Origin of the sequence: Paenarthrobacter sp. AT5 (assembly GCF_032764245.1) — a bacterium.
Classification (GTDB): domain Bacteria; phylum Actinomycetota; class Actinomycetes; order Actinomycetales; family Micrococcaceae; genus Arthrobacter; species Arthrobacter ureafaciens.
Map to the genome: position 1 here is coordinate 1,969,954 of NZ_CP136441.1, position 13,349 is coordinate 1,983,302.

The following is a 13,349-nucleotide window of genomic DNA, read 5'->3' on the forward strand; positions in this document are numbered from 1 at the left end:
GATTGCGGCATCGGTTTTATGCGATGCCGGGATTGGAATGGGTTGTTAGAGGACGGCGACGCAGTTGAGGGGGCTCGAGGTGGAGCCTACGAAGCGCCAGGGGAGGGCGGTGAAGAGGAAGTCCCATTGCTGGGCCTTTTCGCAGGCGGCGGCGAGAGCGGTGAGGTCCATGTTGTCGATGAGCCAGAGTCCCATCGAAACGAGGCTTACCGTGTGGATCGGGCGGGCGAAGTCGAAATCCTCCAGCTGGGGCGGCTGGAGATCGTGTGTGCCGTCGGCTCCCATGACGGAGATGTCGCGTTCGCGCAGGAACGGGAGGCAGGAAGCGTGCAGACCGGATTGGACTCCGTCGATGGGGCCCGTTTTTCCGTCGTGGTGGAGCGTCCCGAACCGTACGATGGCGTCGGCGTTACCGGTGTGGATGAGCAGAGCATCACCGGACCGCACCGTGATTCCTTGGCGTTTCTCAGCGGCGAGCAGGTCTTCGGGCAGGATCGCGTAGCCGCGTTCGACGTGCTCCACGCCGAACAGTCCAGCGATGTCGAGAAGCACGCCTCGAGTGATGAAGCCCTCACTGGCGTGGCTGACGTCGAGGTATTTCGAGCCGGTCTCTGCGGACGAGTCTGCCTCGGGAAAGCCGTTGTACTGTTTGCCGTCCCAGCTGTAGTGGGCGAGGCCGTCGAGGTGGGCGTTGCCGCCGTGGGGGCTGATGTGGATGTCCTCTCCCATGGCCTCCCATCGCGGTGAGATGTGCATGATCTCCTCGATCTCGCGGGGGCGGGTGCGGCGCTCGACGGCCGCCACGCCGGAGTGCACCGGATCGGGGTTTTTGGGGTCGATATCTCTGGAGAGGGAGACCGCCTGGCCGTGGCGCACGGAGGCGAGAGCTGCGAGGCGGACCTCGGGCGTGATGAGGTTGAGAGTGCCTCGTCGGTCGTCGTTGCCCCATCGGCCCCAGTTTGAGAGTGTCTCGAAGTAGCCCTCGATCTCGGCAGCGGACGAGGGTTCTACCTGGGATGAGGGTTCTACATGTTTGGTCATTTTGTTCTCCTGTTTGTTGAATTTGGCGGCGGCGGTGACGCCGCTTCCGCGTTATGGGCGTTTGTGAAGGTGCTGGCCGCGAGATGCATAGGGAGCATCTCGGCTCCCCCACCAGGCGCGTGGGGTGGGGGTGGGAGTGCGAGGATCGGTGGTGTGCGATTGTCGCGGGGGTGAGGCCGAGGGTGCGGTGTCGGCCGGGGCGTGAGTCGTCAGTTGCGCATTGCGTAGGGGTTGCCGTCGACGGCTGAGGGTTTCCAGCCCATCATTTCGGCGACGACGAGTCCGCGCTCCGCGAGCGAGGCGGGGAACATCCAGTCCTTGTCCGAAAGGACGGTATCGATGTGCTGGTGCACGTCGTCGATGCTCTCGCCCAGTCCGAGCACGCCTCGCGTCTCTGCGAGGGTGATGCGCGCGACGCGGCCGCCGCCGGCGGACAGGATCTGACCGGTGACGTTCGACGCCTCGCTGACTAGGTAGGCGACCGTCGGGGTCACCGACTCGGGCGTCATGGTTTCGAAAAGCCAGTCGGTGTAAGCGGAGCTCTGCATCCGCTCAGTCATGCGGCTTCTCGCGGTCGGCGCGACAGCGTTGACGGTGATGTTGTGGTCGGCGCCTTCGATTGCAAGGGAGTTGATGAACCCGATATACCCGGTCTTCGCTGTGGTGTAGGGCACGGAGTTCGCGTTCCCATAGATGCTGTGCGAGGTTACGACGACGATGCGTCCGAACTTTTGTGAGAGGAAAGTCGGCCAGGCTGCCTTGGCCATGTGGAAGGCGGCGTAGACGTTGACCTGGATCGTGCGGTCGAAGACCTCGTCCGGCGTCTCGTACATCGGTCCGGCGTCGGGGGCCGTGCTCGCGTTGTGGATGATCCCGTCGATCCGCCCAAAGGCGGCCAACGTCGCCGTGACCGCTCCCCGCGCGCCCTCCTCCGTAGAGAGATCGCCGTTGTAGGCCTCAGCTGTTCCGCCCGCCGCACGGATCTCAGCGACCACCTCGTTCGCGGGACCTGTGTCAAGACCGTCACCGCTCATCGTCACACCACGATCGGCGACCAGAACCGATGCGCCGCGCTCGGCAAGAGCCAAAGCATGCGTGCGTCCCATTCCGCGACCAGCTCCGGTAACGAGAATAGCGCGGCCGTCGTAACGGACCGAGGATGTTTCGTTTTCGTTCACAAGACCCTCCATTGGGTGTGTAACTAAGGAATAAATTCGGCATAGTTCCCGCAACAGACCCTCCATTGGGTGTCTAACTGGGGAATAAATTCGGTGAAGCTCCGCGAGCATTGCGTCGACAGATTGCTACGGCAATTCTAAATAAGATGACGCTTGGCGTCAACTTATTTGCCAGGCTGGATGAGGCAGGTCTTCCCGGAAGGAACTCGTCCGCACGTCGAGTCAGAAGCACCGCCGGACGGCTAGGTGCCCGCATCGCGGCTCAGCTGCAGTTCAGCAGACGGGCCGGCCCTGTTCAGTGATCAAATCGTGGCTTTAGCCATGTTTAACGCATCCCACCGGGTGAGCAACCACGGCCCGGGTCGCCTACCCAATGCGACCGAGCAAGAATGCGGAACCGCGCAGGGCCCACTTGCAACCTGCCCAACGGTGGTGGCCGTCCTGGCTGGCCTCACTCGCGATTTGTCGACGGAGCGTGCGCCGATTCATGTGTTGATGCGCTCGCCCCACCCGATGACTCCGAGATGGATTCAAGTGAACGGTTCGTCGTTCGAGGGCCGAGGGTTGCCACGAGTAGCCCGGCAGCAGTGATCACGACGGCCAGGAGAACATAGAGGCCCTGGTATCCAAGTCCTGCGTAGATCACGGCGATGGTGAGTCCTGAGATGATTCCGGCGACGCGAGCGATCCCGGAGACCACTCCGAATCCGAGGCCGCGAATGTTCGTGGGGAAGATCTCCGGAATATAGGTGTAAAATGCCGCGCCCATCATTGAGATACCCAACTGGGTTCCAAACCCGGCCACCATGCTCAGGGCAGGATTCGGGGCGAAGGCGAAGACCACAAGAGAGGCTGCGCAAAGAAGGCCGGTGAGCAGCAGAGTTGTCTTGCGTTCAATTTTGTCCGTGAAGGAGAACATGACGAGGGGCCCCACGACTGTTGAGAACGAGAGGACAGTGGCGAAACCAAGAGCTTCGGCCTGAGGCATGCCCCGGTCAGTCAGAATTGTTGGAACCCAAGCGAGGAATCCGTAGGCGGTGTAGATGTACCCGCAGAACGCCAACGCGGTGACAATGAGGCGTTTGAGGTTGTGGCGCTGTAAGAGATCCCGGTAGGAACCTTGAGGCGTTGCCGGAAGAGCTGGCGCGACGTCCCCGAGGGTGCCTCCACTCCGGACGACGGAGGCCTCAAGGCGCTCGACGATCCGCTCTGCTTGCGCGTCCCTGCCCCGCATAACGAGCCATCGAACGGTCTCAGGCAGCCAAAGTGCCGCGGCTATCGCAATGAGGAAGCCGGCAGCGCCGATTACAAAGACCCAACGCCAGGCCCCGAGCCCTGTCGGCGCGATCGCCAGGGCTGTCAGCGCGGTGAGAGGTGTGCCAAAGTACCCGATAAACAGGAGTATGCTGAATGCCCGGCCTCGGACCAGCTTGGGGAACATTTCACCTGCGTAGACCATTACCACGCCTGTCGCCGCCTGGACCCCGACCCCGGTAAGAACCCGGCTGACGGTAAGCACCTCGTAGTTGGGGGCGATCGCGGACAGAAGGGACATGGCCGAGTACAACACCGAAGCCCAGATGAGAACCGGCCGGCGTCCATACCGGTCAGACAGGCGTCCGCCCGCGATAGCGCCGACCATCATGCCCACAAATACGGCTGACGTAATTACGCCAACCTGCCCCAACGTCAGATTCCATTCAGCTCTGATTGAAGGAGCCAGGAATGCGAATACGGTATTGTCGTAGGTTTCGATCAGCATGGCGATGCCCAGAACGACCACCCACACGGCGTGGTACTTGGAAGCGGGCAAACGATCCAATCGGGAATTGACTAACATTCCCCCCGGCGTAGCCGAGGAATGAGAACGAGTCATCTTTGACCTTTCATTAGGAAAATTGACGGGCTGAAACTAGCGGTCTAAGAAAATATTCGGTTACATGCACATCAAGACTCACCGGAAGAAGGGTCCCGTGTGCGTGCCTCAAGGAAGAGTTCAGCAAGCTGCTCGAGTTGTACCTGCTGCTAATCAGCGATCGGGTCGAAGCACATGTGTTCCTCAAAGAGGGTATGGAGATGTGACGACCGGTCATCGGCCGGTCTCTGCGACCCAATTAGTCGCTTCGGCACTGATCGTTTGTATGATGAACGCCCAGCTACCCACGCAGGAGCGAGGGGATACTGTTACGCAGCAGTGTTAAGGGAGATGCGCTGCAGAGTGAGGGAAGAGTCGACTTCGAGGCGAGCCTTACGTCGTCGACAGTGAGGTAGTTTTTCCACCGCAGTCCGGGGTAGCTGCGGTCAAGACCGAGACGTCGCACGCGACTGTGCCGGAGTCTGCGCCTGAAGATCTTGTGGCGATGCGTTTCATGCAATAAATCCGTTCGTCTTTGAACAATTGATGTGTTTACCTGGGGATAAATCGTTCCCCGATGAAGTGCGTGCGCCGATCGGTGTCATCATCGTAGTTAACTTGACGCATATCGTCAAGGTACTCAATTTGGTTCACGCGGATCGCCGTGAGAACGGTCGCTGACTCACCTGGAATGCCGCGTCGTGTCGCTACGTGGGTGAGGTTGTAGATTTGGCAATGCAAGGCTTTGCTGGCTTGTCGGGTGGAGGCCGGCCGAGGGCGAGAGCTCATCGTCCCGGAGGTCTTCGTCAACCGGACGTTTATGACGTCCAGTGAAGAACGCATGGCGGGGCCAGTGACTGCCGGGTCCACCGGGAGCAGGAGTACTTGGCGGCGCAGCATATCGAAGTGGTGGCTGCCTCGTCTGCGGGTAACCTTCTCTCATGGAGTCCACGATGTCCCGCCAGCAGGGTCCCCGACGTCCCCGGCGGATTGACGCAATCGAAAATGAGGCCAGGGTTCGTCAGGCGGCCGAAGTCGTCTTGAGGCGCGTAGGCAGCGCGATGACGATGGACGACGTCGCTGCGGAGGCCGGCGTTAGCAAGGGGACGGTCTATTCCACGTTCGGCAGCCGGAATCAACTCTTGGAGGAGATGGCGATCCTTTTCTTCGATCGCGCCCACGATTTATACGTCGAAGCCCTCCAGGCGCCTTCTGCATGGGACGCGCTGGCTGAGCTCTTTCTGGAGCCCACCATCCAAGTGACGTCGGCCGCCCGCGACGCCATGAATCCCGATCGTCCCGAAGACGCCGTCAAGAAGGCGGGCCGTCGATTCTTTGAAGCGCTCGATGCGCTCATCGAAAAGGGCAAGGGGGAGGGCTCGATCAGAGCAGACGTGTCGATCCGTCACTTCGAGGTCTTATTCCGGGGCCTCGGCCTCGCCCTGCAGCCGTACTCTCCTGCTTACCGGGAACTCATGCACGAGGGCGGACTTATCATCCTCAAGGGTATGCGCGCCTGACCTTAGCGCCGCGCGGCTTCGTTCCACGACTGCGTCCCGGCCTGTTTCACCAGGCGCATCACGGCATCGGCTCGATCTTTTCGCTCATCGTCCTGAATTTGCGGGCGGAGCGATGGATTGTCACGCACCGGTTACTTCGCCGAGAAGGAGCGGACCAAGGCAGCTACTGCCGCATCGGCGTAACCCTTCAAATCCTCGAGAAGTTCAGCGGGCCGCCGGATCTTGTCGCTGCGCTGTCGAGCATGCCCATTGGTTCGCTGCTTGACGGTTGTGTTTGTGTTCCTTGAGCACGAAAGGGTTTGCTCTTACAGAAGGACAACAACGCTAGGTTTAGCCTGTGTTTCCAGCTTGACCGCCTGCGCACACCCGCCGCGTCACCACCGCTTCGCAGACGATTTTCTCGGATTTTCGCCGGCTTTTTACCTTGACGGTGTGCGTCAAGTTAGCTACGGTGGGGAAATGGGATCGGCCCATGCCTCTCGTCGCGGGAACCTCCACACCCGCGTCGGGGAAGATGTCTTGCTGCGCGCGCGGGACCCTTTTTCCGGTGAGTCCCGGTGTGCTTTGCATACCTACATTTCTTTGGATCATTAGTTTCAGCCCATCAGAGTGGTGCCATCGCTATGCGTGGCAATGAAGGCTCCGGCCGAACCAATTCGCCAGTCCACCCAGCAGAGGAGAAGTACCTTGAAGAGAGTCAATGCCCGTGAGCGTTTTGAGGGGATCATCGCTGATCACCGCACGCCTCTTGGCACGTTCGTGATGTCCATTGACCCTGCTGCCACCGCTGCCGTGGCAACCGCTGGCGTTGATTTCGTCGTGATCGACCGTGAGCACGGCCCGAATGACATCATCAGCACCGCCAACCATGTCCGTGCTGCCGAGGCGAACGGCATTGTCCCCATCGTGCGCGTGCTGGCTAACGATCCGACGCAGATCCAGGCAACGTTGGACGTTGGTGCCCATGGGATCATCGTGCCCAAGATCGGTACCGCGGAGCAGGCCGCCGCTGCCCTCGCGGCGACGCGCTATCAGGCCGGCGGACGTGGAATGTGCCCTGGGACGGAGGGGGCGCGCTGGTCCAGCGGTGACGGCTGGTTCGCCCACCGTGAGAGCTCCAACGAAAATGTGTTGCTCATTCCCCTCATCGAGACCCGTGAAGGGGTTGAAAATCTGGCCGAGATCCTTGCCGTGGACGGCATCGACTATGTTTTCTTCGGTCTGGGGGACCTCTCGCAGGACCTTGAGCTGCCGGGCAGCATGTTCAGTCCCGACTCGATCAAAGAACTCGTACGGATTTGGGACGAGGCTGCCGCCACTGTTCATGCTGCGGGCAAAAGGATCGGTGCCATGGCCGGCTATGGTTTCCACGGTCTGGATTTCGGCACCATTGAAGCTGACTTCGGGCTCCTTACAGCACGACTTCGTTCCGAGCTTGAGTCCTTGCGTGCAAGCGAAAAGCCGGTAGGCACCCGACGATAAACAACGCAGGAACACCAGCGCGGACATCGGCGCAGCTGCTACACCACAACAAGTCGCAGCGGCCCGGGCCGTCTTCTCGCGACGCTGAACTTCTCGGTACCGCCGATCGAGCCACCTCGCGCTGGCCGCCTAAGGGGCGGCAAACCTGCACCACGGATCACTGAGCATCCGTCCGGTACTCCCGGCACAACACCCTGCCCGGGGTCTCGGGCGGAAGGCCCCACTAGGCCTGCTTACACGGCAGTGCATGTTGTTGTCATGCATGGGACTCCGCCGAAGAAATCCCTATGCTGGCGTTCTCCCGACTGCCCAAGTCCATAGGGCGAACGGATACCTGCAGGGTGGGTGGCTGTCTCCAGCAATCGCTCGCACTGTTGGCCTCACTCACGCTCCGCCATATCGTCCCTGCAGAACACGCGATTCCACTCGCGCTCGGCGGATATCGGGAGTAACTCATCAATCCTGGCCGGAGGCTGGATCAGCAGCGCAACCGGGCCTGCCAGCTGCTCACTTAGGTTCCAGGGATCAGCTGCGGACCCGCCTGGGACTGTCCGATAACCGGTGTGTGGGCTTGGGCGTTTTCGTTTCCAAGGGATCTGGTAACCAGATACAGGCATTTCAGGGCAGCTTTCTCGTTGGTAAAGTGCCCGAGGGCTCTCACAGCTCGGCGGTAGCGGGCGTTGATCGACTCGATCGCGTTCGTCGTGCAGATCACTCGCCGGATTTCCACGTCGTGATCCTGGAAGGGCACGAATTCTGTCCTGGAAGACTCCCGGAGCCGCACGATGACAGGTTCGCCGAATTTACCGCCGAATGGGGCCAACGGTATCCAGCCATCCTTAGCTGCTTGTTTGGACGAGGCGGTGTAAACGGGTTTGAGTGCTTCGGATCAGGTGCACGATGCATTGCTGCACGATCGTCCGGTCCCAGGTGGTTGTGTTTGCTTCCGGCAGGCCTTTGAGGCCGTCGCAGACAGCGACCAGCACATCTTCCACACCCCGGTTCTTCAGTTCGGAGAAGACCTGCAGCCAGAACCCGGCTCCCTCGCCGCCGTCGCTGGCCCAGGTGCCTAGAATGTTCCGTTCACCATTCGCGGTTACTCCCGTGACGACGTAGAAGGGGGTGTTGCGCACCTGCCGGTCACGGACCTTGACCACGATCGCGTCTACGAAGAGCACCGAATAGACCGGGTCCAGGGCGTCGGGAAGACCACTCGGCCAGTTCGGCGGCGACTTTTTCGGTGAAGCGGCTGATGGTGTCCTTGGAGACCTTGGCCCCTTAGACCTCCTCGAAGTGCGCGGCGATTTCCCCGGTAGTCAGCTCCCGCGCGGAGAGCGAAAGCACGACCTCGTCGATCCTGTCCAAGCGCCGCTTCGTTTGGACGCGATCACCGGCTCGAAGTACCCGTCCCGGTCTCTGGGTACCTCGATCTCGACCGGGCTAATCTCGGTCAGCACGGTCTTTGACCTGGTGCCGTTGCGCAAGTTGCCGGCGATCGGTTTCTGACCATGCTCGTGCCCGAGGTGCTCTGTCAGTTCCGCTCAGAGCGCGGTCTCCTGGACGTTCTGTCAGTGTCTTCGACTTTGACCACCCAGCGGAACACTCCGCGCATTTGGCGGCCCTGCTGGATCCGTCCGTGCCCAGTGCAAGGAGATGGCCCGGGCCATGAAGGCGATTCACGCGACGTCGAACTTCACCTTCAACAATTCCGCGAAGCAGGGCATGAGATTCGTGAACATGATGTCGATCAATAGGTTGCGCGCATATAACGCCGATGCCGAGCACTGCGTATAAACCGTCAAGGCCGGAAACCTGGCAACCGCAACGGCTCGCCTGACCAAGGCGAAGGAACAGATCGAACGCCAAGGCACCATGATCAACCTACGAGTCGACGAGACCTACCACCGCCTCCGCATCCAGGAAATGGTCCTAGCCGCAGAACACCTCCAAGCCCTTGCCGCTGATAAGGAATTGGAACGCGCCCGATGCGAAGATCTGCCCGAACAAGAAGAAAGCTGAAGCGGAACTTGCTGCGGCCCGGCGAAATCTCGTCAAGGAACGGGCCGTGCACCAGGCAACACTGGACGCACTCATAGCCAAGGGAGACCTCGAAGGCGCAGAACGAATGCGCACCAAAATCGTTGAAGACGAACTTGCCCTCGCCGACGTGGAACGGCGCGCTGCTAACATCCGCCCCGGCTACCTGTACGTGATCTCCAACATCGGCGCTTTCGGGGGGAAACATGGTCAAGATGGACATAGTCAACGAAATCGGAGATGCGTCCGTACTGTTTCGATTCGATGGAAACGCGCTCTTTGACTCCGACGATGCCCTCGCCACTGAAGCTCTGCTATACCTTACGTTCGCTGAGCAGCGCGTAAACAAGGTCAACCTCCGCCACGAATTCTTCCGGATCACCCCGCATCAGGTCCTGGAAGTACTGAAAGAACACCACGTCGAACTCGTTGAAGCCGACAGTAGAAGACATAGTGAAACGTGCAGAGCTGCGGCTGATGGTCTCTGCCAAGCTATGAGGCGTGTAGATGGCCAGTGCGAGTGCACCGGGGACCGCACTCGAAGCTTCTACAGTTTCGATGTCCAGTCGCGTGCAAATGTCGGCATTGGAGGCTCTCTGCCCTGAAGAGAAGCGCCTGGTTCAGCAGCGACTGTATGCAATCTTTCGGAAAATTTTGGAATCTTTATTGAGTGTCAGAGGCTGCTTCGGGCGCTCCAGCTCGCCCATAATGGAACGGCAGCAGCTGGGATCAGCAAGCGATCACGTGGACGGCGAGGCCACCCCGGGACGTTTCTTTGTACTTGCTCTTCATGTCGGCACCTGTTTCTCGCATTGTCTTGATGGCAGTGTCGAGGCTGACATGGTGGATGCCGTCTCCGCGCAGGCTGATCCGTGCAGCGTTGATGGCTTTGTTGCTGGCCATGGCGTTGCGTTCGATGCACGGGATCTGGACCAGGCCACCAACGGGGTCGCAGGTCAGCCCGAGGTTGTGCTCGATTCCAATCTCGGCGGCGTTCTCCACCTGCTGGGGTGTGCCGCCCAGGATTTCGCACAGTGCGCCCGCTGCCATGGAACAGGCTGAGCCGACTTCCCCTTGGCAGCCGACTTCGGCGCCGGAGATGGAGGCGTTCTGTTTAAACAGGACACCTATGGCAGCTGCGGTGAGGAGGAATCGGATCACTGCTTCTTCCTTGGCTCCGGGTGTGAACATCATGTAGTAGTGCAGCACCGCTGGAATGATTCCGGCAGCGCCGTTGGTGGGGGCGGTGACGACGCGCCCACCCGTGGCGTTCTCTTCGTTCACCGCCAGGGCAAACAGGTTCACCCAGTCCACTGCACGCAAGGGATCGCTGGTGTCGTCTTTCGCTTGCAAGTCCGCCAGCAGCCGGGGCGCACGACGGCGGACCATCAGGTTCCCGGGCAGGTGTTCTTCCGTTCGGCTACAGCCGCGTGACACGCACTCTTTCATGGTTTCCCAGATGTGCATCAACTGCGCGCGGGTTTCCTCCTCGCTGCGCCAAGCGCTTTCGTTGGCGAGCATGATCTCGCTGATGGAAAGGTCTTCACGGTCGCAGTGGGCCAACAGTTCCTTGGCGTTGGAGAACGGGTAGGGGAGATGTATCGTCTCGGGATGCGAGTTCCCAACGTCATTCTCGTCAACGACGAATCCGCCGCCCACGGAGTAGTAAACGCGTTCGCTCAGCAGTGTTCCCTGGTTGTCGGAAGCCTGGAACCGCATTCCGTTGGGATGCGCCGGCAATGACTTGCGCAGGTGGAGCACCACGTCCTTGGTTCTGTTGAACGTGATCACTCGGCGCCCTGCAAGCAGTATCTTCCCGGCCTCAGTAGCTTCGTTCACCACATTGTCTGCCGTCGTCGTGTCGACGGTTTCCGGCGACTCGCCCATGAATCCCAGGATGACCGCCTTGTCCGAGCCGTGCCCGCGCCCGGTAGCCCCCAAGGAACCGAACAGTCCGGCGTGAACGCGGTCAACGGCGTCGAACTTTCCTTCCCTCTCCAGTTCTTCGACGAACGAGCGGGCGGCGCGCATCGGCCCCACAGTGTGGGACGACGAGGGGCCGATTCCGATTGAGAAAAGGTCAAGGGCACTTAAAGCCATGGCATACCTCCGGAGCAGGTTTGGTGTGGGTCTGCTACCAGCTTGGGTGCGAATGCGGTCAGCGTCTATCGGAAACTTTTGAACAAAACGTCAAGCACAACTTAACAATTTGCCTGATCGCCGAGGCGCGTCAAGCTTTCGGGCGGGCGTCGGTCGCTTTCCGCAGCTCGTCGACGACGGCGGCTACCGCCGGCGATTCCCGGCTGGCCGCCCGGTGCAAGACAATGATGTTGCGGCCGCAGCTTGGATGCACGCGACGCACCACCAGGTCGTCCGTTTCCCGGCCGAGGTTCAATTCACTCATCAGTGCGACGCCGAGGCCGCCACGCACCAATCCCAGGGTTGCCATCAGGTTCCGACAGTGAGCTACGACGTTTGGCTCGAATCCGGCGTCGCGGCAGGTTCGAAGAACGAATTGCTCAAAAACGCTGCCTTCCTGGTCAAGGATCCAGCGTTCATCGGCGTAATCGGCCAGTGTCGCTGCCTCCGGCGCCTCCCGATCCTGGGGCAGGCAGAGGATAATTTCATCGCGGCCCAGCACAGTCTTCACGAGCCCCTCATCCTGGATGGTGTGCAGGTCATCGACCACTGCGACATCGATGTGCCCTTCCCTCAACTCGGCCACACTCTCGAACGGCTCGAGGTCGGACACGGTAACGTCGAGACGCGGGTAGCTGGCCTGAAGGGACATGACGGCGGCAGGCAGCACCGTGCTGCAAAAACTGGGGAAGGCGCTGATGGCGAGGTGTCCGCGGACATCTGTTTGAAGCTTCTTTAAGTTTGCCTCGGCCGCCTCAACTTCCGCCGCAATCCGGCCAAAATGCTTCACCAACATGACCCCGGCTTCCGTCAGCCGCACCTTACGGCCTGCGCGGATCAGGAGCGCCAGTCCGGCCTCCCGTTCCAGCACGGCCAACTGCTGGCTGACCGCCGACGTTGTCATATGGAGCTTGGCGGCAACGGCCGTCATGGTTCCCTCAACCTCAAGGGTTTTGAGGATTTGCAAGCGTCGGATATCGAGCACGGGACCTCCCAGGGTTTAGGACCACTTAACTTTAGAGCCGATACACTAGCTGCTTTCCGAGGACGGGTGGACGAATCCCCGCGTCGCGGCCCCTTGTTCATCAATGAGCCGGCCGAGGTGCTTGCTCATCCTGAATACCACGCTGCGGTCAACGATGCGGGCGCTCGGCACAGCAGCTTCCATGGCAGCCTCGAAGCGCAAGACATCGGACATTTCCTTCAGCCAGACCGCCACCACCAAGTTGTACTGGCTCGCGACGGCCAGCGCCGTTCGGGCTTCAGGAATCTTAGCCATAAGCCCTTTCATCTGCTGAACGTGCTTGGCGGCGGTTTGCATGAAGTACCAGGCGTAGACAGGCCAACCCGTGACCGTGCGTGCGACGTCCGTGCGTATCCGCAGCATGCCATCGGCGCGCATGCGGGCCAGCCCATCCGCGACGCGCTGTTCGCTGAGTCCATGTTCTGCGGCAATCCGGCTGATGGGGCGTCGCCCATCTTCGGCCAGGCAATGGCGTAACGCTGCTTCGACGTCCGGGTGCACGGTCCGAGGCGCTCTTGCCCGTGGTGGGCGGGGGCGGGGGACCCTTGCTGCCTCTTGCGGTGTGAGGGCGCGGAGTCTCCAGTCGGAGGCCTCCATGACTACTTCGGTAACGAGATGCGTCTGGGTGTTCCTGACGCCTTCCAAGCCTCCGATGCGGTTGGTGACTGAGTCCCAGATGGAGAGTGGGGTGTCGGCGAGGACCGTGGCCAACAGATCCCGTCCGCCCGAGGTGTGGTCGAGGGTCAGCACTTCCGGGATCTGCGCCAGTTGGCGGGCCACTTCGCCGGTTTGCTGGGGTTTGCACGTGATGTCCACCAGCGCCGATGCTCCGTCGGGGAAAATTCCAGTGACCCATGCGAGCCCGCGTTCCCTCAGGGAGTCCCAGCGTCTGGCGAGCGTTACGGCGTCGACTCCGATCACGGGCGCCAGTTCACTCCATGGCGCCCGGCCTTCGATCTGTAGAGCATGGATGAGACGCTCCTCGAGGGGATCAAGCATGTTTTCCGGCATAGACAACAGAATATCCACGAAAAGCTGCAATTTCATCAAGTGGAAACACGGAACTTCCATGA

Annotated in this window: 11 protein-coding genes and 1 pseudogene; 5 read left to right on the forward strand and 7 right to left on the reverse strand. The window is 60.7% G+C overall.

Annotation, left to right across the window (positions count from 1 at the left end):
• Window positions 1-45: 45 nt before the first annotated feature.
• The 3 genes from RI444_RS09010 to RI444_RS09020 all read right to left on the reverse strand — a co-directional run bounded on the left by RI444_RS09010 (window position 46) and on the right by RI444_RS09020 (window position 4,041).
• Complete coding sequence (locus RI444_RS09010) at window positions 46-1,041, reverse strand: cyclase family protein (RefSeq protein ID WP_207604636.1); 996 nt, start codon at window positions 1,039-1,041, stop codon at window positions 46-48.
• Window positions 1,042-1,250: 209 nt separating this feature from the next.
• Window positions 1,251-2,219 (reverse strand): SDR family NAD(P)-dependent oxidoreductase, encoded by a 969-nt coding sequence (locus RI444_RS09015; protein ID WP_207604642.1) that lies wholly within the window; start codon window positions 2,217-2,219, stop codon window positions 1,251-1,253.
• A gap of 451 nt (window positions 2,220-2,670) precedes the next feature.
• On the reverse strand, window positions 2,671-4,041 hold the full coding sequence (locus RI444_RS09020; RefSeq protein WP_207604643.1) for an MFS transporter: 1,371 nt from the start codon (window positions 4,039-4,041) through the stop codon (window positions 2,671-2,673).
• A 974-nt stretch (window positions 4,042-5,015) separates the two neighbouring features.
• Here RI444_RS09020 and RI444_RS09025 point away from each other — a divergent pair.
• Window positions 5,016-5,594 carry a TetR/AcrR family transcriptional regulator gene (locus tag RI444_RS09025; RefSeq protein ID WP_207604644.1) on the forward strand — a complete coding sequence of 193 codons (579 nt, stop codon included), beginning with the start codon at window positions 5,016-5,018 and terminating at the stop codon, window positions 5,592-5,594.
• Window positions 5,595-6,281: 687 nt separating this feature from the next.
• Window positions 6,282-7,076, forward strand: coding sequence for an HpcH/HpaI aldolase family protein (locus tag RI444_RS09030; protein WP_207604645.1), 795 nt, complete (start codon window positions 6,282-6,284; stop codon window positions 7,074-7,076).
• A 589-nt stretch (window positions 7,077-7,665) separates the two neighbouring features.
• On the opposite strand, the pseudogene RI444_RS23085 reads toward RI444_RS09030, so the two are convergent.
• Window positions 7,666-8,614: pseudogene (locus tag RI444_RS23085) on the reverse strand (IS256 family transposase); the annotation flags it as partial.
• A gap of 334 nt (window positions 8,615-8,948) precedes the next feature.
• Between RI444_RS23085 and RI444_RS09045 the strand changes: the two are divergent.
• From RI444_RS09045 to RI444_RS09055, 3 genes are read left to right on the forward strand one after another with little or no spacing between them, the layout of a single operon-like run.
• Window positions 8,949-9,095, forward strand: a complete 147-nt coding sequence (locus RI444_RS09045; protein WP_242703070.1) for a hypothetical protein — start codon at window positions 8,949-8,951, stop codon at window positions 9,093-9,095.
• 46 nt (window positions 9,096-9,141) lie between these two features.
• Window positions 9,142-9,396: a hypothetical protein gene (locus RI444_RS09050; protein ID WP_207605959.1), complete on the forward strand. Its 255-nt coding sequence runs from the start codon at window positions 9,142-9,144 to the stop codon at window positions 9,394-9,396.
• The gene (locus tag RI444_RS09055; protein ID WP_242703071.1) at window positions 9,329-9,718 is read left to right on the forward strand and encodes a GIY-YIG nuclease family protein; all 390 of its coding nucleotides are present in this window, start codon (window positions 9,329-9,331) and stop codon (window positions 9,716-9,718) included. Before RI444_RS09050 ends, RI444_RS09055 begins: the two co-directional genes overlap by 68 nt.
• Window positions 9,719-9,842: 124 nt before the next feature.
• Here the strand turns inward: RI444_RS09055 and RI444_RS09060 are convergent, their stop codons facing one another.
• The 3 genes from RI444_RS09060 to RI444_RS09070 form a co-directional block, all read right to left on the reverse strand.
• Entirely contained in the window at window positions 9,843-11,213 is a 1,371-nt protein-coding gene (locus RI444_RS09060; RefSeq protein WP_207604646.1) for an L-serine ammonia-lyase, read from the reverse strand.
• A gap of 130 nt (window positions 11,214-11,343) precedes the next feature.
• Window positions 11,344-12,237, reverse strand: coding sequence for a LysR family transcriptional regulator (locus RI444_RS09065; protein WP_207604647.1), 894 nt, complete (start codon window positions 12,235-12,237; stop codon window positions 11,344-11,346).
• Between the two features lie 45 nt (window positions 12,238-12,282).
• The gene (locus RI444_RS09070) at window positions 12,283-13,287 is read right to left on the reverse strand and encodes an Lrp/AsnC family transcriptional regulator (RefSeq protein ID WP_242703072.1); all 1,005 of its coding nucleotides are present in this window, start codon (window positions 13,285-13,287) and stop codon (window positions 12,283-12,285) included.
• Window positions 13,288-13,349 lie beyond the last annotated feature (62 nt).

What these genes read in the sequence shown, in the direction of transcription:
- RI444_RS09010 (WP_207604636.1), bottom strand. Translation starts at nt 1,041, where the DNA reads ATGACCAAACATGTAGAACCCTCATCCCAGGTAGAACCCTCGTCCGCT.
- RI444_RS09025 (WP_207604644.1), top strand. Translation starts at nt 5,016, where the DNA reads ATGGAGTCCACGATGTCCCGCCAGCAGGGTCCCCGACGTCCCCGGCGG.
- RI444_RS09045 (WP_242703070.1), top strand. Translation starts at nt 8,949, where the DNA reads ATGATCAACCTACGAGTCGACGAGACCTACCACCGCCTCCGCATCCAG.
- RI444_RS09055 (WP_242703071.1), top strand. Translation starts at nt 9,329, where the DNA reads ATGGACATAGTCAACGAAATCGGAGATGCGTCCGTACTGTTTCGATTC.
- RI444_RS09060 (WP_207604646.1), bottom strand. Translation starts at nt 11,213, where the DNA reads ATGGCTTTAAGTGCCCTTGACCTTTTCTCAATCGGAATCGGCCCCTCG.
- RI444_RS09070 (WP_242703072.1), bottom strand. Translation starts at nt 13,287, where the DNA reads ATGCCGGAAAACATGCTTGATCCCCTCGAGGAGCGTCTCATCCATGCT.